Consider the following 20,342-nt stretch of genomic DNA (forward strand, 5'->3'; position numbering starts at 1 on the left):
TTCCGCCGTCAGCGGGCGGCCACGGCCTGTAGCAGGATGTCGGGATGGTCGATCAGGTACATGTGTCCGCCGCGGATCTCCCGGTACGCGAAGTGGTCGCGGGTGGTGGCGGCCCACTCCTCCGCCTGGGTGCGCGAGACCAGCGTGTCGTCACAGCCGCGCAGCGACGTGACGGGGACGGCGAGCGGTTCGGACGAGGACGGCTCGTACGACTCGTGCATCTCCACATCGGCGCGCAGCAGCGGCAGGAACATCTCCCGCATGTCCGGGTCGTCGAACACCTCTGACCGGTATCCGGCGAACTCCTGCACCCGGCCGAGGAATTCCTCGTCGCTCAGGCCGCTCGCCCGCTCGGCGCGGCCGTTGTGCGGTCCTGGCGAACCGCTCACGAACAGGTGCCGGAGGCCGGGGTGCTGCCGCCGGGTGAGTTCGAGCGCTATCTCGTAGGCGAGCACGGCGCCGAAGCTGTGCCCGAACAGCGCGAGGGGGGTGTCGTCGTCCGTGCCGTCCAGCACCCGGCGGGTCAGCTCCTGGACGGCCTGCGGCATATCGGTGAACGGGTCGTCGAGGAACTGTTCCTCCCTGCCCGGCAGCTGAATCGGGACGATCTGGAAATCGACGTCGAACTGCGTCCGCCACGGGCGGTAGAAGCCGGCGCCGCTGCCTGCGAAGGGCAGGCAGACAAGAGCGAAAGGCTGATTCGCCATGTCCCCTCATCCATGTCGTAAGTGATCTCTACTGAGTCGGTGCGATGGTCCGGTGGGATGCCGCGGCGGCCGGTGCGGCACACCTCAGTGGCCGGTGCGGGGTGCCTCGGCGCGTTGCGGGAAGTCGCGCAGGGAGCGGATCGGGCTCACCAGCAGGACCAGGTTGGCCGTCACGAGGACGCCGGCCATGATCCAGATCGTGCCCCTGGTGCCCAGCGCCTCCCCCAGATAGCCGCCCAGCAGCGCCCCGACGGGAATCGCGCCGTAGTTGACGGTGGACGAGCTGGCCCTGACCCGGCCGAGCATCTCCGGCGGGCAGTAACTCTGCGAGAAGCTGCTGGAGATGACGTTCGCGGTGACCACCCCGCCGACCCCGAGGGCCCAGCCGAGCACGCTCACCGGCAGCGGCAGCCCGTTTCCGGCGAAGGGCAGCAGCACGATGCCCGGAGCCACCACCAGGTAACTGAGCAGCAGACCGCGTGCGGTGCCGAACCGGCGGACGATCCGGCCGGCCGCCCACACCCCGGCCAGGCCCCCGGTGCTGACGGCCGCGAACACCGCCCCCACCGCGCCCCCGCCCAGGTGCACGTCGCGGACCAGGAACAGGGTCTGCACGGCCTGGATCCCGTTCAGCGCCAGATTGCCCAGGGCACCGAAACAGGCCAGCGTTCGCAGGAACGGATCGCGGACGACGAACCGGATCCCCTCGGTGATCTCGCGCCGGATGCCGTCCCGCGCGGCGGCCGCCGGGGGCTTCTCACGGGGCTTGATCGCGCCCAGGCAGAGCGCGGAGACCAGATAGGAGACGGAGTCGACCAGCAGACCGCCGACCGCCCCGAAGACCTGGGCGATGAAACCCGCCACCCCGGGACCGGCGATCTCCCCGGCCGTCTCCCCGCCCCGCAGCTTGGCGTTGGCCTCCAGCAGGTCGGGCTTGGCCACCAGCGTGGGGATCAGCGCCGCGTAGGCGGTGCTGAGGAACACCTTCGCCACGCCCACCAGCACGGCGACGACCAGGAGTTGCCCGATGGTCAGCACTCCCAGCCAGGCGGCCACCGGCACGCCGGCGAAGAGGACCAGCAGGGCCAGATCGCTGACGAGCATCACCCGGCGGCGCGGCCACCGGTCCACCCAGGCCCCGGCGGGCAGCCCGATGAGGAGCCATGGCAGCCAGGTCAGTGCCGTCAGCACACCCATGGTGGCCGGGTCCGCCTTCAGGACGACCACCGCCACCAGGGACAGTGAGACATGCCCGACGGCGGTGCCCAGGCAGCTGGTCGTCTCGCCGATCCACAGCCGGCGGAAGTCGGCCTCGGCCCACAGCCCCCAGCGGCGCCGCGCCGGCTCGCCGGTGGCCGGGGAGGCCGGCGACGGCGTGGTGGTCCGGTTCATGTCACTGCTCTCCACGGTGCTCCGTCAGGTGTGCGGCGCGGAGCTTGTCCGCGACGACGGCCCCGATCCGGGCGATCGGGTCCGGCCGGGTCAGCTCGCCGTGCGCGCAGGCGATCCGGTGCTCCTCGATCCGGCCGGCGATGTGTCCGCGCCACGCGTCCGCGTACGGCCAGTCGCCGGGCTTGTCGAGGGTGGCGCCGAAGAAGACGGCGTCGCCCCGGTAGGGGCGGGGGATGTGCTCGTTCAGGAGCTTGTGGTGGGTGGCGAAGACATCGGCCAGGGCGCCCGTCGCCTCGCCGAGCAGGGGCTCCAGCACGGCGAGGCCGTCCGGCGCGGCGGGGTCGAGGCCCAGCGAGACGAGCAGCGCGGCGAACATCTCCGCGGCGTCGTCGGGCAGGACCGGGCCGGCCGTCCCCGGGACGGCCGGGTAGCCGTCGAGGAGCGCGAGCAGGGCGACCTCTTCCCCCTCGGCCTGGAGCCGTACGGCCATCTCCTGCGCGACCGTCGCCCCGAAGGACCAGCCGAGCAGGTGGTAGGGGCCGGCGGGCTGGACCGCCCTGATCCGGCGGAGATAGTCCTCGGCCATCTCCCCGACGCTCTCCGGGGCCTGCCCCGTCAGGCCGCTCGCCTGGAGGCCGTAGACCGGGTGTGCGGCGTCTACGGCCCGCAGCAGACCCGAGTAGACCCAGCTGATGCCGGCGGCGGGATGCACACAGAACAACGGTGGGCGCGTGCCGCGGGAGCGCAGCGGCAGGAGCACATCGAGTGCGTCGTGCGAGGTCTTCGCACCGAGCCGGCCGGACAGTTCGGCCACCGTCGGGGACTCGAAGACGGTCCGGATGCTCAGTTCGGCCCCCAGCACCGAGCGCACCCGGCTGAGCAGCGTGGTGGCCAGCAGCGAGTGGCCGCCCAGGTCGAAGAAGCTGTCGTCGATGCCCGCATCGGGCACGCCGAGCACGTCCGCGAAGAGCCCGCACAGCACCTCCTCCAGAGGGGTGCGCGGGCCGCGCCCCGGGGACGCCGCCGCGTAGTCGGGTGCCGGCAGCGCCGTGCGGTCCAGCTTCCCGTTCGGGTTCAGCGGCAGGGTGTCCAGGACGACCACGGCGGACGGGACCATGTAGGCGGGCAGCGCGGCCGCGCAGAAGCGGCGCAGCTCGGTGCCGTCCGGGGCGTGCGGGCCGTCGGCGGGGCCCTCCCCGACCACGTACGCCACCAGGCGGGTGTCGCCCGGGGCGTCCTCCCGCGCCAGCACCACGGCCTGGGCCACGTCCGCACGGCCCGTCAGGGCGGTCTCGATCTCACCCGGTTCGATCCGGAAGCCGCGCACCTTCACCTGGTGGTCGGTCCGGCCCAGGCACTCCAGTGCGCCGTCCCGCCGCCGGCGCGCCAGGTCCCCGGTGCGGTACATCCGGGCCCCGGCCACGAACGGGCAGGCCACGAACCGCTCGGCGGTCAGCCCGGCGCGGCCGAGGTAGCCGCGGGCCAGGCCCTCGCCCGAGAGGTACAGCTCGCCGGTGACACCTTCCGGGACCGGGTTCAGATCCTGGTCGAGCACGTAGGCGCGGGTGTTGAGGAGGGGGCGGCCGATGGCGGGCGGGCCGGCCGCGCCGAGCCGGGCCGCCGTGGACCAGACCGTGGTCTCCGTCGGCCCGTACAGGTTGGTCACCTCGCTGCCCCACCGGTGCAGTTCGGCGGCGAGCGCCGGCGGCAGGGCCTCGGCGCCGACGAGCATGCGCAGCCCGCGGACCGCGTCGGGCCGCTCGGCGAGCAGGGCGTGCCACAGGCTCGGCGTCGCCTGGACGACGGTGACCGCGGCCCGCTCGATCAGCGCGGCGAGCGCGGCCGGATCACGCACCGTGTCGTCGTCGGCGATGACGGCCGCGGCGCCCGTGACCAGCGGCAGGCAGATCTCCGGGACGGCCATGTCGAAGGCCGGTGTGGTGGCGGCGAGCATCCGGTCGCCCTCGTCCAGCGGCACCTGCCGGGCCAGGGAGACCAGGAGGTTGCGCAGACCGCCGTGGGTGACGACCACGCCCTTGGGGGCGCCGGTCGAACCGGACGTGTAGATCACGTACGCGGCGTGCCGGCGGGTCACCGGCACGGGGGCCGACGGCCGGTCGCCGTGGCCGCCGGGCTCGTCGATCCGCACCACCGGGCAGCCCGCGGCCGGTCGGCCGGCCCGGCCGTCGGTCAGCATCAGCACCGGTGCGGCCTCGTCCAGGATCGCCGCGATCCGCTGGGCGGGATGCCGCGGATCCAGCGGTACGTACGCCGCTCCCGTGCTGAGCACCGCGAGGACGGCGACGTAGAAGTCCGCGGACCGGGGCAGGGCGATCGCCACGAGGCGTTCGGGGGCGGCCCCCGCCGCGGCGAGGCGCCCGGCGAGCAGCGCCGCGCGGGAGTCCAGCTCCCCGTAGGTGAGGACGGTCTGCCCGTCGATCACCACGGGCGCACCGGGGGTGCGCGCCGCCCGCTCCCGTACCAGGTCGGGCAGGGAGACGAACGGTACGGCGCGGTCGGTGTCGTTCCAGTCGAGGAGCAGACGGCGGCGATCGGCGTCCGAGAGGAGGTCGAGGGAGGCGAGCGGAGCGTCGGGCGCCCGGACCACGGCGGCCAGCAGGCGCCCCAGCGCGTCCGTCAGCCGGGCGGCCGTCTCCCCGTCGAACAGGTCGGTGGCGTATTCGAGCCCGCCCTCGATCCCCGCGGGCCGGCCCTCGGCGTCCCGCTGTTCGCCGATGCCGAACAGCAAGTCGAACTTGGCGACGCCGTCCTGGGACAGGGGCGCGAACTCGGCGTCCAGGCCGGGGAATTCGAGCGTCGCCTCGGCGGTGTTGTTGTAGGCGAACATCACCTGGAACAGCGGGTGCCGGGCCAGCGAGCGGGCCGGGTTCAGCTCCTCCACGAGCCGTTCGAAGGGGACGTCCTGATGGGCGAGGGCGGCCAGGTTCATGGCCCGCACCCGGTCCAGCAGTTCGTGGAAGCTCGGGCGTCCCGACAGGTCGACCCGGAGCACCAGGGTGTTGGCGAAGAACCCGACGAGTTCGTCGAGGGCCTCGTCCGTCCGGCCCGCGGCCGGGGAGCCGATGGGGATGTCCGCACCCGCGCCGAACCTGTTCAGGAGGGCGGCGAGGGCGGCCTGGAGCACCATGAACAGGGTGGCGCCGTGCTCCTGGGCCAGCTCGGTCAGCCGCAGGTGCAGCCCGGGGCCGAACGCGAACCGCGCCACCTCGCCCCGGTGGCTCGCCACCGCCGGGCGCGGCCGGTCCACGGGCAGCGACAGCTCGTCCGGCAGACCGGCCAGCGTGTCCCGCCAGAAGGCGAGCTGCCGGGCGAGCGGGCTGTCCGCGTCGCCCTCCGAGCCGAGCAGCTCCCGCTGCCACAGCGTGTAGTCCGCGTACTGCACCGGGAGCGCTTCCCACTCGGGCGCCCGGCCCAGGCAGCGGGCGCCGTACGCCTGCGCCAGGTCCCGCAGCAGCGGGCGCAGGGACCAGCCGTCGCTCGCGACGTGGTGCAGCACCAGGACGAGGACGTGCTCCGCCGGGCCGTCGCCCGGCAGGACGTAGCCGTGCACCGGCAGTTCGGTGGCGAGGTCGAAGACGTGCCCGACCACCTCGGACACCGGGCGGTCGCAGACGGTGACGAGAGGTCCCGCCGGTCCGGCCGTGATGTGCTGCCGGGGGACGCCCTCGTGGACGGGGAAGACGGTGCGCAGGGCCTCGTGCCGCAGCACCACGTCGCCGAGCGCGCGCTCCAGTGCCGCCACGTCCAGGGCGCCGCGCAGCCGGACGCCGACGGGGATGTTGTATGTCGCGCTCGGGCCCTCGACCTGGCCGATGAACCAGAGCCGCCGCTGTGCGTAGGAGAGCGGCAGTATCTCCGGGCGGGGCCGGGCGGTCAGGGCCGGGCGGCTGGAGGCGCCGGCCAGGCGGGCGCTGAGCCCGGCCGGGGTCGGCGCCCGGAACAGGTCCGTGATGCCCAGCTCGACGCCCAGGGCCGCCCGCACCCGGCTCACCACGCGGGTGGCCAGCAGGGAGTGGCCGCCGAGCGCGAAGAAGTCGTCGTCGACGGTGACCGCCTCGACGCCGAGCAGCTCGCCGAACAGTTCGCACAGCAGCCGCTCCTGGGGCGTCCGCGGAGCGCGGCCCCGCTGGTCGGCCGTGTGCACCGGTGCGGGCAGCGCCTTGCGGTCCACCTTCCCGTTCGGGTTCAGCGGCAGGGCGTCCAGGACGACCACGGCGGACGGCACCATGTACGCGGGCAGTGAGGCGGCGGCGAACTGCGCCAACTGCCCGGCCAGTTCGGGCCGGTCCCCGGCCGGGGTGCAGTACGCCACCAGCCTGCGGTCACCGGCGATGTCCTCCCGGGCGACGACGAGGACCTGGCCGACGCCCTCGCAGCGGGCGAGCACCGCCTCGATCTCGCCGGGTTCGATCCGGAAACCGCGCAGCTTGACCTGGTGATCGGTGCGGCCCAGGTACTCCACCGTGCCGTCGCCGCGCAGCCGGCACCGGTCACCCGTGCGGTACATGCGCTCGCCGGTGCCGAAGGGACTGGCCACGAACCGCTCGGCGGTCAGCACGGAGCGCCGCCAGTAGCCGCGGGCCAGCCCGGCGCCCGCCACGTACAGTTCCCCCGGCGCGCCGACCGGCACCGGGCGCAGGCGACCGTCCAGGACGTACGCCCGCATATTGTCCAGCGGGCGCCCGATCGGCACCCGCGCGCCCGCCACATCCGCGGCGGACAGCAGGTGGTGCGTGGCGAAGGTGGTGGTCTCGGTCGGGCCGTACCCGTTGGCGAGGCGCAGCTCCGGACAGGCCGTCAGGACGCGGCGCAGCATGGCGGGCGAGCCGGCGTCGCCGCCGGTGGTCACCGCGCGCAGCCCCGCGAAGGTGCGCGGACTCTCCTCCGCGACGACGTCGAACAGGCCCTTGGTGAGCCACAGCGCCGTGACCGCGTGGCGCCGCACCACGGCGCGCAGCCCCGCGGGGTCGAGCGCACCGGCCGGTGCCACCACGACCGTGCCGCCCGAGAGCAGCGGTACCCACAGCTCGTACGTGGCCGCGTCGAAGGCCATCGGCGAGTGCAGCAGTACGCGACGGTGGTCCCCGCCGCGCCACCGGCGGTCACCGGCCAGGGCGACCACATCGCGGTGACGGACCGCCACCCCCTTGGGCAGCCCGGTCGAACCGGAGGTGTACATCACGTAGGCGAGCTGGCCGGGGTGCACGCGGACGGCGCGGGAGGCGCCGCCGGACGGCTCGTCCGCCGGGTGGATCACCCGCGCGCGGTGCGGGAAGCCCACCTCGGGCCGGTCGGTGATCAGGAGGTGCGCGTCGCTGTCCTCGATCACCCAGGACATCCGCTCGGGCGGCAGCCCGGTGTGCAGCGGCACATACGCCGCGCCCGCCTTGGCGACCGCCAGCGTGGCCACCACGGCGTCCACCGACCGCTCCAGCAGCAGCGCCACCCGCGTCTCCGCCGCGGCGCCGGCCGCCAGCAGACGGTGCGCGAGACGGCCGGCCCGCGCGTCGAGCTCCGCGTACGTCAGAGCGGCGCCGTCCGCGGCGACGGCGACCGCGTCGGGGGTGCGCGCCGCCTGCTCCGCGAACGCCCGCGGCAGCGAGGTGGCGGGCGTCTCCACCGCGGTGTCGTTCCAGTCGACGAGGAGGCGTGCGCGCTCCTCGTCGCCGAGCACGTCCAGCTCCCCGATGGCCGTGCCGGGAGCGCTCGCCGCGGCCGACAGCAGACGGGCGAGCACGGCCGCCATGGACTCCACCGTGTCCCGGTCGAACAGGTCCACCGCGAAGTCGATCGAGCAGTCGATGCCCGCCGGACCGCCGGGTCCGTACGACTCCTCCATGACGAAGGTGAGGTCGAACTTGGCGCCGCCGGTGTCGCTCGGCTCCGACGAGGTCTCCAGGCCCGCGAGGTCCAGTTCCGCCTGCTCGTTGTTCTGGAGCACCAGCATCACCTGGACGAGCGGGTGACGTGCCAGGGAACGGACCGGGTTGATCTCCTCCACCAGCCGCTCGAACGGCACGTCCTGGTGGGCGTACGCGGCGAGGTCCGTCTCGCGGACCCGGGCCAGCAGGTCGCCGAACGTGGGGTCGCCCGAGGTGTCGGTGCGCAGCACGAGGGTGTTGACGAAGAAGCCGACCAGATCGTCGAGGAGTTGCTCCGAGCGGCCGGCCACCACCGCCCCGATCGGTATGTCCTCGCCCGCGCCCCAGCGGGACAGCAGCGCCGCGACACCCGCCTGCACCACCATGAACAAGGTCACCTGGTGGGTGCGTGCCACGTCGAGCAGGGCGGCGTGCAGCCGCGCGTCCAGGGGCATCATGACGCGCTCCGCCCGGACGCAGGGCGCGGTGCCGCGCGGCCGGTCGAACGGCAGCTCCAGCTCCTCCGGCAGACCGGCGAGGGCCTTCCGCCAGTGGGTCAGCTGCCGTGCGTACAGGCTGCGGGGGTTCCCCTCGTCACCGAGCAGCTCCCGCTGCCACAGCGTGTAGTCGGCGTACTGCACCGGCAGCGGGGCCCAGTCGGGGGCGCGGCCCGCGCGGCGGGCGGCGTAGGCCCGCGCGAGGTCGCGCATCAGCGGGCCCAACGACCAGCCGTCGCTGACGATGTGGTGCAGGACGAGCAGCAGTACGTGATCCTCCGGGGCGGTCTCCAGGACGGTGACGCGCAGCGGCAGGTCGGCGGCGAGGTCGAACGGCCGCCGCGACGCCGCGCTCACCAGGGCCTCGGCCTCGTCCCCGCGGCACCGCGCGACCTCGACCACCGAGGGCGCGTCGGCGGCCGCCAGCACCAGCTGGCAGGGCGCGCCGTCTACCTCCCTGATGACGGTGCGCAGGGTCTCGTGCCGGGCGAGGAGGTCGGCGACCGCCACCGTCAGCGCCGCCCGGTCGAGCGGGCCGCGCAGCCGCAGCGCGACCGGCACGTTGTAGTAGGCGCCCGCGCCCTGCATACGGTCGATCAGCCACAGGCGCTGCTGGGCGAAGGACAGCGGCATGGCGTCCGGCCGGGTCCGGGCGGCCAGCACGGGCCGGGTGCTCTTCTCCGTGTCCAGCTGCCGGACGAGCCCGGCGACGGTGGGGTCCTCGAAGAAGGCACGGATACGGATATCGGCGCCGGTGACCGAGCGCACCCGGGCCAGCAGCCGGGTCGCCAGCAGGGAGTGACCGCCCAGCTCGAAGAAGTTGTCCTGGACGCCGACCGTCTCGAGTCCCAGGAGAGCGGCGAAGAGCCGGCCCACCACCGCCTCCTCGCGCAGCGCCTCCTGCCGCGCCCCGTCCCCGGGTGACTCGGCGGCGCGCGGGCGGCCGGGCGCGGGCAGGGCGGCGTGGTCGAGCGCGTGGTCCGTGGTGCGCGGCAGCCGGTCGAGGACCACCACCTGCGGGACCAGATAGCCGGGCAGCGACCCGGCCGCGAACCGGCGCAGCTCCGCGGCCAGTTCGGGCTGCTCCCCGGCAGGGGTGCAGTACGCGACCAGGCGCCGGTCTCCCGGGCTGTCCTCGCGGACGACCACCACGGCCTGTCCGACCCCGTCGTACCGGCCCAGGACCGCCTCGATCTCCCCGGGCTCGACGCGGAAGCCGGCGATCTCGGCCCGGTCGTCCGCCCGGCCGAGGTGTTCGAGGACACCGTCCGCGCGCCGGCGCGCCAGGTCGCCGGTGCGGTACATGCGCTCGCCCGGCGCGAACGGACAGGGCACGAAACGCTCCGCGGTCGGGCCCGGCCGGTCGAGGAGACCGCGGGCCAGGCCCGCGCCCGCCACGTACAGTTCGCCGGTGACCCCGGGCGCGACCGGTTCGAGGCGCGCGTCCAGGACGTACCCGCGGAGGTGGTCGAGGGGACGGCCGATCGGCATCCGGCCGGTGGCCGCGTCCGGGGCCGGCACGGTGTGGGCGGTGGCGGCCGTGGCGTGCCCGGCCGGGCCGTAGAGGTGGTGCAGCACGAGGTCCGGGTGGGCCGCGAGGGCGCGCCGCACGGCGGCCGCCGATGCCCTGCCGCCCCCGGTGACCAGCGTACGCAGCCCGGTGAACGCCTCCGGGCACTCCTCGGCGACCTGGTCGAACAGGCCCTTGGTGAGGAAGAGCGCCGTGACCGCGTGGCGCTCCACCACGGCGCGCAGCCCCGCGGGGTCGAGCGCACCGGCCGGTGCCACCACGACCGTGCCGCCCGAGAGCAGCGGTACCCACAGCTCGTACCCGGCCGCGTCGAGGGCCCCCGGCGAGTGCAGCAGCACCCGGTCCGGGGCCTCGCCGCGCCACCGCCGGTCGGTCGCGAACGCGGCCACGTCACGGTGGCAGACGGCCACCGCCGGGGGCCCGTCCGACGGGTGGGCGGGGTATCTCAGGTACGCGAGCTGGTCCGGATGGACCGTGACGGCCGGACCGGCGGTCTCCCCGAGCAGGCCGTCGCCCGGCCGGACCACCCGTACGCCGTCGGGGACGCCGGGTACGGCACCGGGCGTACGGTCGGTGAGCAGCACGGCGGCACCGGCGTCCCCGATCACCCAGGCCGTCCGGTCCGCGGTCGGACCGGGGTGCAGGGGCACGCAGACACCGCCGGCCTTGAGGACCGCCAGGGTGGCGACCACGGCGTCCGCCGACGGTTCCACGAGCAGCGCCACCGGGGTCTCCGGCCCGACGCCCCGCGCGATCAGGTGGTGCGCGAGCCGGTTCGCCCGCGCGTCGAGATCCGCGTAGGTGAGGGCGTCGTCGCCCGCGACGGCGAGGGCGTCGGGGGTGCGCGCCGCCTGGTCCGCGAACGCCCGCGGCAGCGACCCGGCGGCCGGGGCGGCCGGGGCACCGTGCCACCCGGTGAGGATCCGGGACCGCTCCGCCGCCCCGAGCACGTCGATCCGCTCGATGGGCAGGCCCGGGTCCGCGGCGGCCGCGGACAGCAGGCGGGCCAGGCGCACCGTCAGCGCCCCGATCGTGTCGCGGTCGAACAGGTCGGCCGCGTACTCGACGCTGCCCGTGATGCCCGCGGGCGCGCCGTCCGCGTCGTACGCCTCGGCCAGGCCGATGTTGAGGTCGAACTTGGCGACCCGCATCCCGATCGGCTCCGGGCAGGTGTCGAGGCCGGGCAGGTCGAGACCGCTCTCCGCGGTGTCCTGGAGGACCAGCATCACCTGGAACAGCGGGTGCCGGGCCAGGGACCGCACCGGGTTCACCTCTTCGACCAGCCGCTCGAAGGGGATCTCCGCGTGGGCGTGCGCCTCCAGCTGGGTCTCGCGGACCCGGGCCAGCAGATCGGTGAACGTGGGGTCGCCCGAGGTGTCGGTGCGCAGCACCAGGGTGTTGACGAAGAACCCGACGACGTCGTGCAGCGCGTCGTCGGAGCGCCCGGCGACCACGGTGCCGAGCGGGATGTCGGTGCCCGCGCCCAGCCGGGTCAGCAGGGCGGCGAGGCCCGCTTGCAGCACCATGAACAGAGTGGCCCGGTGCGCCCGCGCCATAGCGAGCAGCGCGGCGTGCAGGTCCGCGTCGAAGCGGAGCCCGATCGCGTCGGCGCAGGCGCCCTGCACCGGTGGCCGGGGGCGGTCCGTCGGCAGCGTCACCTCCTGGGGCGTCCCGCTCAGGTGGTCGCGCCAGTACGCCAGCTCCCGGGAGAGCACGCTGTGCGGATCGGCGTCGGTGCCCAGCAACTCCCGCTGCCACAGGGCGTAGTCCGCGTACTGCACCGGCAGCGGGGACCAGCCGGGGGCGCGGCCGGCGTGCCGTGCCGTGTAGGCGGCGGCGAGGTCGCGCAGGAACAGCCCCTGCGACCAGCCGTCCCCCGCGATGTGGTGCACCACCACCAGCAGGACGTGCTCCTCCGGGGCGAGCGTGAAGACCACCATGCGCAGGGGCAGTTCCCCGCTCAGGTCGAAGTGGTGCGCCGCGGCCGCGTCGCGCAGCGCCGGAAACCCGTCCGGGCCGCAGCGGACCGTCTCGAAGTGCGGCCGCGCCTCCGCGGCCGGTACGACCTGCTGTACGGGGACACCGTCGACCGCGGGGAACACGGTGCGCAGCGCCTCGTGCCGGATGACGACGTCGCGCGCCGCGTCCCGCAGCGCGGCCTCGTCCAGTGGACCGCGCATCCGGATCGCGAACGGCAGGTTGTACCGCGGGCTCGGACCGTCGAGCTGGTCGGCCAGCCAGAGGCGCTGCTGCGCAAACGAAACCGGAATCACGGATTTTCCTTTCCTTCAGGTCACATCGGCGGTACGCACACGGAAGCTTCGGCAAGCGGCCCGACCGGTTCGGCGAGACGTTCCCCGGGGAATTCCCGGGCCGCCGCCGATCGCTTCCGGTCGTATCCGGCCGAGGGAATTCACGCCTTTCGGCCGGCTCGGTGGGCGGGGAATTCAGTGCCCTGACGGGTGGCTGGGCTCACTGTCCGCCGAGGGCGGCGACCAGACTGGCCGGGCGGATATCGGTCCAGTTCTCCTCGATGTGGTCGAGGCAGCCCTGCCGGGTGTCCTCCTCGTGCGCCACCGACCAGCCGGCCGGTACATCGAGCCAGGACGGCCAGAGGGAGTGCTGGTTCTCCTCGTTGACCAGGACCAGGTACCGCGCGTTCTCGTCCTCGAACGGGTTCGTCACAATGATCGACCTCCTTGGTTGTCTGCGAATCTATCGACGGGCGTCCGGCCCGCGCGGAAGTAGGTCCGGCAGGAAAGCGGCAGTTGTGCGAGTGTGTTTCGCCCGCCGGTGAGCGACGGATTTCCGCCCGGGTGCGCCGTCGGAAAGCGAGAGACGGCACCCGGTGGCGGTCAGGCGGTGACCAGGCGCACCGGGAAATGGTCGAGGCCGAAATTGATGATGGAGCCGTTGTGGCGCAGCGGCCCCGTCGGCCGGATCTCCGTCACGCGGCGCAGCATCGCGGAGAACAGTCCCTCCAGCTCCGCCTTGGCCAGCGGCGCCCCGATGCAGTAGTGCGCCCCCAGGCCCAGTGCGAGGTGTTTGTTGGGCGAGCGGTCCAGGATGATGTCGTGGGGGCGGTCGAAGGCCGCCGCGTCGTGGTTGGCGGCCCAGGTCCAGACGACGACCCGTTCGCCGCGCCGGATCAGCCGGCCGCCCAGCTCGGTGTCCCGGCTCGCGGTGCGCAGCGTGTGCAGACCGACCGAGGTCCAGCGCAGCAGCTCGTCGAGCGCGGCCCCTATTTCCGCCTCGCCGTCGCGCAACTGCCGCCACAACTCGGGGTGCTGTACCAGCGCCAGCAGTCCCATGGCCGCCGTGTGGCGGACGGTCTGCACGCCGCCGACGACGATGTTGTCCAGGTTGAGGACGACGTCCTCCACCGGCATCGGCCGCCCCTGGACCCGGTAGGTGGCCACCTTGCTGATCAGATCGTCGCCGGGGTCGGCCCGGCGCAGCAGGACCTGCTGGAACAGGTACGGCAGCAGCCGCTGGTGGCCCGCCCGGCGCTCCTCGGGGGTGCGGCACAGGAAGGCGTCGTCGCAGACCCGGACCACCATGTCCCGGTCCTCGTCCGGGATTTCGAGCAGATCGCACATGACGGCGAGCGGCAGCGCGGCGACGGTGTCCACCAGGTCCACCTCGCCGCGGGCGACCGCTTCGGCGACGAGGGAGTCCGCCAGCTCGGCGATGCTGCGGGAGGCGTTGCGGACGCCACCGGACGAGAAGAACGGCGCGGCCGGCGCCCGGAGGTCACGGTGGCGCGGCGGATCGGTCAGGGCCATCATCCGCCCCGAGCCGACCGGCGTCCGGCCCTCGCCGCTGCCCAGCAGCGACCCGCCCTCCGAGCTGTACACGGCGGTGTTCCGCAGGACCTCGGCGGCCAGTTCGTAGGAGAGCACCGACCAGACGGGGCCGTCGTCGGCCGTCTCGGTGCGCTGCACCGGGGACTTCGCCCGCAGTGCGTCGATGACGGCGGGCAGGTCGGGGCGTGACCACAGGTCCGGGTCCGTGAGATCGGTCATCGTGCTGAGCACGGCAGCTCCCTTGCGTGGGCGGGTCTCATCGGGCGGTTCTGTCGCGGGCGACCAGGGCCGGTCGGCCGACCGGCCCCGCCTGGGTCCGTTCGCGCACCGCGCGGGTGAAACCGGCCAGGTCGTCGGCGTCGAGCAGGTGGCGCAACTGGAGGTCGATGTCGAAGGTGCGGCGCAGCTTGTGGACGACGCGCAGCGCGGCGAGCGAATGGCCGCCGAGCGACAGGAAGTTGTCGGTCTGCGCGACGGAGGCGACCCCGAGCACCGTGCGCCACTCCTGGGCGACCCGCTCCTGGAGCGCGTCGCCGTGCGGCGCCCCGGAACCGGCGGTCGCGGGGGCCGGTGCGGGCAGGGCCGCGTAGTCGGTCTTGCCGTTGGGGGTGAGCGGCAGGGCGTCGAGGACGGCGAGGGTGTTCGGGACCAGGTGCGTCGGCAGCTGCGCGCGCAGCGCGGCCAGCACGGCGGCGCCGCCCGTCGCGGCCGGGCCGGTGACGTACGCGGCGATGCGCAGGTCCCCGGGGGCCGCCTCGCGCACGGTGACGGCGGACGCGGTCACCTCGGGGTGCCGGGCGAGGACGGACTCGATCTCGCCGAGTTCGATCCGGTGGCCGAGCACCTTGACCTGCCGGTCGACGCGGCCGGCGAACTCCAGCAGCCCGCCGTCGCCGCGGCGGGCCCGGTCACCGGTGCGGTACATGCGGCCGCCGGCCGGCCCGTCCGGGTCGGCGACGAAGCGTGCCGCGGTCAGCCCGGGGCGACGCGGATAGCCGTGGGCGAGGCGGGGCCCGGCGAGGTACAGCTCGCCGGTGACGCCGTCGGGCACCGGCCGGAGCCTGTCGTCCAGGAGGCGCAGCCGCACACCGGGCAGCGGGTCGCCGAGGTGGGGGCGGGGCCCGGTGATCGCGGCGACCGTGGCGTCCACGGTGCACTCGGTGGGGCCGTAGAGGTTGACGGCGTCGGCGCCGCCGTCGGCGAGTTCCCGCCAGGTCCGCTCGGGGACCGGTTCGCCCCCCATGAACAGCCGCACCGCCCGGCGCCCGGTGAGCGTTTCGCGCAGCAGCTCCCAGTGCGACGGTGTCAGGTCCAGGTCGGTGACGCCGGACGCGTCGAGGGCGGCCGCCAGCGCGGCGGGGTCGGCGCGCTGCTCGTCGTCGATGACCACCACGGTGTCGCCACGGCAGACGCGGGCCCACTGCTGGACCGAGGCGTCGAAGGACATGCTCGCGTTCCAGCCGACGACCGAGGGCCCGGCACGGTAGATGCCGCGCTCCTCAAGTCCGGCGACGAGGTCCGCGACACCGCCGCGGGTGAGTTCGACGCCCTTGGGCACACCGGTGGACCCGGAGGTGTAGATGACATACGCGGGATCCCGCGGGTCCGGCTCCGCCGCCGGGCGGGGCGCGGCGGCGGCGTCCGGGCCGAGCACCGGGACCCCCGGCCGCGGTGGCGCGGCGCCGTCCGCGCCGATCAGCAGGGCGATCCGGGCGTCCTCGGCCATGAGGGCGAGCCGGGCCGGGGGATAGGCGGGGTCGAGCGGCACATACGCGGCGCCCGCCCGCCACACCGCGAGCAGCGCGACCACCAGGTCCGCGGTGCGCGGCAGCTGGACCCCGACCCGGTCTCCGCGGCCGATCCCGTGCGCGTGCAGCGCGGCCGCGAGACCCGCCGTGCGGCGGTCGAGTCCGGCGAAGGTCAGCTCGGTGTCACCGGCCCGGACGGCCGGACGGTCCGGGGAGGTCCGGACCGCCAGGGCGAAGCGGGCCAGCAGGTCGACGGGGCGCCGGTGGGCGCCGGTCGGGGCGGTCATCTCGGGTTCCTCTCCTTGTCCGTGGTGTGTCCGCAGGACGCGGCCATCCGCTGGAGGGCCGCGGTGTAGGCGTCGAGGTACGCGTCGACGAGTGCGTCGGGGACCACCGACCGCTGGTGGTCCACGGCCAGCAGGACGCGTTCGGTGACCGGGTCCTGAACCAGCGAGGCGCAGAAGGTGAAGTTGTTCGGCTCGTGGCGCATGACGGGTTCGCAGCCGATCAGCCCGTCGTCCACGATCCGCGCGGCGTCGAGCTGCCCGAGCGCGTGGAAGCGCAGATAGGCGAACTGGCCGTCGAGGCGGGTGCTGGTCATCAGGCGCGCGAGCCGCGCGAAGGGCACCCGCCGGTGCGGCATCATGTCCAGCTCCTCGTGGTGCACGGCGCGCACCAGCGCGAGCGGGTCGTCCCCGGCCACGTCGCAGGTCACCGGCACGGTGTTGAGGAACAGGCCGTACGTGTCCGTGCCGCCGAGCCGCTCCAGGCGGCCGTTCACGGTCAGTCCGGTGGTGACCCGGCCCCGTGCGGTGATGTGCCCCAGCGCCCTCATGTGCGCGGCGAGCGCCACCGCCTTGACCGGCACCCCGGCCGCGTCGGCGGTCCGGCGCAGCTGTCCGGGTGCCTGCGGCAGCACACGCTGGACGGTGCGCGGCAGTTCGGGGTGGTCGGGGACGGTGTCCCACAACTCCCCGCTGACACCGTGGAGTTTGCCCCGCCAGTACCCGAGCGCCGCCGGATCGGCGGCGGCCCGTCCCTCCGCGGCGACGAAGTCGCGGAAGGACGACGCCGGGGGCGGGGCGGCGGCGCTGTCCGGGGCGGCGGCGAGTGCGCCGTGCCGCCGCAGCAGTTCGCTGAGGAGCGAGGTGAAGCTCCAGCCGTCGAGGATGGCGTGGTGCTCGGAGACGGTGAGGTGGAAGGCGTCGTCCGCCGTCCGCTGCACGGTGATCCGGAAGAGCGGCGGGCACAGCAGGTCGAACGGTGTCCGGCGGTGGTGCTCGAAGACGTCCAGGATCGCCTTCTGCTGCTCGTCGGCCGCGAGGTCGCGCAGATCGTCGCACTCGACCGGCGGCGGCAGCTCCGCGTGGACCAGCTGGAGCGGCTCGCCGAAGCCGGCGATGTCGAGACCGGTCCGCAGGACGGGGTGGCGTGCCATCGCCTCGGCGACGCTCTGCCGGAAGGCCGGCTCGTCCCACGCCCCGGCGATCCGGTAGCTGTTGACGTTGTGGTAGCTGTCGGTGGCGCCGGCGAGCTCCATGTGGAAGACCATGCTGAGCTGCATGGCGACCATCGGGTAGGCGTCCACCAGGCCGGCCGGCAGCTCCCGCCGGTCCTCGTCCCGCACCAGGGCGAAGGGCGCGGAGTCGGCGTCGTCGTCGGTCACCGGCCGGGCCAGCGGCGCGAGGCCGGCGATGGTGGGTGCGTCGAAGATGTCGCGCAGCGAGACCTGCCAGCCCCGCTCGTGCAGGCCACCGGCCATGTGGACGGCCCGGATCGAGTCGCCGCCGAGATGGAAGAAGTTGTCGTGCACGCCGACGTCGGGCACGTTGAGCACCCGCGACCAGACCGTGGTGAAGGTCCGCTCGACCGCGGTGCGCGGCGCGACATGACCGGTCTCGGCCGGCCGGAATCCGGGGGCCGGCAGCGCCGCGCGGTCGACCTTGCCGTTGACGGTCAGCGGGAACGCGTCCAGGACGGTACAGCTGGCCGGGATCATGTAGTCGGGCAGCGTGCCGGCGAGGAACTCCCTTACCCGGTCCGGTTCCCGGCCGGTGACGTAGGCCGCCAGCCGCTGGTCGCGCACGGTGACGACGCAGGCATCCACGTCCGGGTGCCGGCTCAGCGCGTTCTCGATCTCGCCCAGTTCGATCCGGAACCCGCGCAGCTTCACCTGGAAGTCCGCGCGCCCCAGGTATTCGAGGCCCCCGTCCGGCAGCCTCCGGGCCACATCGCCGGTGCGGTACATCCGCGCCCCCGCGCGGGCGGCATACGGATCGGCGAGGAAGCGTCCCGCCGTCAGCGAGGACCGCCCCCAGTAGCCGAGCGCCAGGCTGTCGCCGCCGATGTACAGCTCGCCGGGGACGCCGGCCGGGCAGGGGCGCAGCCAGTCGTCGAGGACCATCGCCGTCAGATGCGGCAGCGCCGTACCGATCAGGCTCCGCTGGAAGGCGGCACCGGATTCCTCGATATCGCAGGTGGTGACGTGGACGGTGGTCTCGGTGATGCCGTACAGGTTGCACATCCGCGCCGGGGGCCGCGGGGCGAGCCCGTACCAGCGCCGCACCACGGCCGGGTCGAGCGCCTCCCCGCCCAGCATGATCCATTTCAGTGCGGGCAGCGCGCGCGGACGGCGCCGGAGGACGGCTTCCAGCTGCCGCAGCGCCGAAGGGGTCAGACAGAGGAAGGAGACGCGCTCCGCGTCGAGCAGCTCGGCGAACTCCTCGGGCGAACGGCTCGTCAGATACGGCACCACCACCAGCCGCGCGCCGTGGTGCAGGGCTCCCCAGAGCTCCCAGACCGTCCAGTCGAAGGCGAAGCTGTGGAAGAGCGTCCACACCTCGCCGGGCCCGAAGCCGAAGTGACCGGCACCGGAGGCCAGCAGCCTGCCGACGTGCTCGTGGGTGACCGCCACGCCCTTGGGCCGCCCGGTGGAGCCCGAGGTGAAGATGAGGTACGCGGTGTCCTGGGCCCGCACCGTCCGCGCGGGCCGGTCCGCGGGCATCCGGGCCGTCTCCGCGGCCCGCGCGGCCAGGTGGAACAGTTCCCAGGGCCCTTCCGGCACCCGGTCGGGCCGGTCGGTGACCACCACGGCGACGCCCGTGTCCCCCCAGGCCGCCGCCGCCCGCTCGACGGGCGCGGTCGGGTCCACCGGGACATAGGCCGCACCGGCCTTGAGCACCGCGAGCACCGAGACCGGGATCTCATGGGTGCGTTCGAGCAGCAGCCCGACCCGGTCGCCGGTGCGGACACCGGCCGCGATCAGCGCATGGGCCAGGCGGTTGGCGCGCGCGTCGAGTTCGGCGTAGCTCAGCGACACGGCGCCCGAGGTCACCGCCGTACGCTCCGCGTGCGCGTCCACCGCGTCCTCGAAGAGCCGGTGCAGACAGCGCCCTTCGACGGGCCCGGCCGCCGGGGCGGGCGGCTCGGGGCGGGTCAGCGCGCGCAGCGGGCGGTCGCTGTCGGCCAGGGCCGCGGTCAGCACCCGCTGCCACTCCTCGGCCATCGCCCGGATCGTGGCCGCGTCGAACAGGTCGGTGGCGTACTCGGCCTCGCCACGCAGCTCACCGTCGTCGAAGACGGACCACGTCAGGTCGAACTTGCTGGTGTGGTTGGACGCCACCCGCCGCTGCGCCCGGACCGGCCCGAACCGCAGCGGCTCACGGCTCTCGGCGTGCGCGCCGAACACCACCTGGACCAGCGGGGGGTGCTGCGCCGAGCGGTCCAGTGCCAGCTGGTCGACGATCTGGTCGAAGGGCATGTCCAGGTAGGCGTAGGCGTCGAAGGCGACGTCCTGGACGTGCTGCACCAGCTCGCGGAAGGTCAGCTGCGGGGCCAGCGCGACGCGGAGCGGCAGCAGATTGACGAAGCAGCCGACCAGATGCTCCAGTTCGGGCCGGTTCCGGGTGGTCACCGGGGTGCCGATGACCAGGTCCGACGCGCCCGTGTACCGGTTCAGGAGTACCGCGAACGCGGCCAGCTGGACCATGAACGGGGTCACGCCCTCGGCCTCGGCGAACTCCCGGACGCGGGCGGCCGTGCCCGCGGGCACCGCGAACGGCTCGGTGTGCCCGCGGTAGGTCTGGACGGCGGGCCGGCCGCGGTCGCCGGGCAGTTGCAGCAGGCGGGGCGCGCCGTCGAGGCGGGACGCCCAGTAGGCGCGGTGCTCGTCGTACGACTCGTGCCGCTCCTCGGCGGCGTAGTCGGCGTACTGCTCGGTGAGTTCGGGCAGGACGGGCGCCCGCCCGTCGGCCAGTGCGGTGTACGTCTCGGCCAGTTCGCGTTCGAAGACCTCGGCCGACCAGCCGTCCCAGATGATGTGGTGGACGGTGAAGACGACGCTGGTCTCCTCGTCTCCACGGCGGAGCGCCGTGGCCCGGATCAGCGGACCGCTCCGCAGGTCCAGGGGGGATGCGCCCTCGGCCACGACGAGGTCCCGCACCCGCGCGGCCCGGTCGTCCTCGGCGAGGTGCCGCAGATCGACCACCGCGAGCGGCACGGCCATCCGGTGGTGGACGAGCTGGACGGGCTCCTCGGTCCCCAGGGCGAACGTGGTGCGCAGCGCCTCGTGCCGCCGGACCAGGAGGCCGAGGGCCTCCTCCAGGAGCCGCAGGTCGAGGGGGCCGCTGAAGTCGAAGACCCAGGGGGTGTTGTACGTCGCCGCGCCGGGGTTCCACCGGTCGAGGAACCACAGCCCCCGTTGCAGCCCCGAGACGGGGGCGGTGCGGGCCGGCGCTCCGGATGAGGTCACTGTCGTCCTGCCTTCCGTGCGGATGCCGT

General features: G+C 74.3%; 7 protein-coding genes. All 7 read right to left on the minus strand.

What is annotated here, in order from left to right; genetic code table 11:
* Window positions 1-8: 8 nt before the first annotated feature.
* The 7 genes from ACLJWH_RS01370 to ACLJWH_RS01400 all read right to left on the minus strand — a co-directional run bounded on the left by ACLJWH_RS01370 (window position 9) and on the right by ACLJWH_RS01400 (window position 20,313).
* Window positions 9-707 carry a thioesterase II family protein gene (locus ACLJWH_RS01370; protein WP_411139652.1) on the minus strand — a complete coding sequence of 233 codons (699 nt, stop codon included), beginning with the start codon at window positions 705-707 and terminating at the stop codon, window positions 9-11.
* Window positions 708-791: 84 nt separating this feature from the next.
* Entirely contained in the window at window positions 792-2,099 is a 1,308-nt protein-coding gene (locus tag ACLJWH_RS01375) for an MFS transporter (protein WP_411139653.1), read from the minus strand.
* 1 nt (window position 2,100) lies between these two features.
* Window positions 2,101-12,282 carry an amino acid adenylation domain-containing protein gene (locus tag ACLJWH_RS01380; RefSeq protein ID WP_411139654.1) on the minus strand — a complete coding sequence of 3,394 codons (10,182 nt, stop codon included), beginning with the start codon at window positions 12,280-12,282 and terminating at the stop codon, window positions 2,101-2,103.
* A gap of 199 nt (window positions 12,283-12,481) precedes the next feature.
* Complete coding sequence (locus ACLJWH_RS01385; RefSeq protein WP_411139655.1) at window positions 12,482-12,694, minus strand: MbtH family protein; 213 nt, start codon at window positions 12,692-12,694, stop codon at window positions 12,482-12,484.
* Between the two features lie 170 nt (window positions 12,695-12,864).
* On the minus strand, window positions 12,865-14,046 hold the full coding sequence (locus tag ACLJWH_RS01390; protein ID WP_411139656.1) for a cytochrome P450: 1,182 nt from the start codon (window positions 14,044-14,046) through the stop codon (window positions 12,865-12,867).
* Between the two features lie 25 nt (window positions 14,047-14,071).
* The gene (locus ACLJWH_RS01395; protein WP_411139657.1) at window positions 14,072-15,850 is read right to left on the minus strand and encodes a non-ribosomal peptide synthetase; all 1,779 of its coding nucleotides are present in this window, start codon (window positions 15,848-15,850) and stop codon (window positions 14,072-14,074) included.
* Window positions 15,847-20,313: an amino acid adenylation domain-containing protein gene (locus tag ACLJWH_RS01400; protein WP_411139658.1), complete on the minus strand. Its 4,467-nt coding sequence runs from the start codon at window positions 20,311-20,313 to the stop codon at window positions 15,847-15,849. The genes ACLJWH_RS01395 and ACLJWH_RS01400 overlap by 4 nt, the downstream gene beginning before the upstream one ends.
* Window positions 20,314-20,342 lie beyond the last annotated feature (29 nt).

Source organism: Streptomyces sp. x-80 (assembly GCF_046549095.1).
Classification (GTDB): domain Bacteria; phylum Actinomycetota; class Actinomycetes; order Streptomycetales; family Streptomycetaceae; genus Streptomyces; species Streptomyces celluloflavus.

Coding starts and splice junctions, on each gene's coding strand:
- ACLJWH_RS01370 (WP_411139652.1), bottom strand. CDS start 707: ATGGCGAATCAGCCTTTCGCTCTTGTCTGCCTGCCCTTCGCAGGCAGC.
- ACLJWH_RS01375 (WP_411139653.1), bottom strand. CDS start 2,099: ATGAACCGGACCACCACGCCGTCGCCGGCCTCCCCGGCCACCGGCGAG.
- ACLJWH_RS01395 (WP_411139657.1), bottom strand. CDS start 15,850: ATGACCGCCCCGACCGGCGCCCACCGGCGCCCCGTCGACCTGCTGGCC.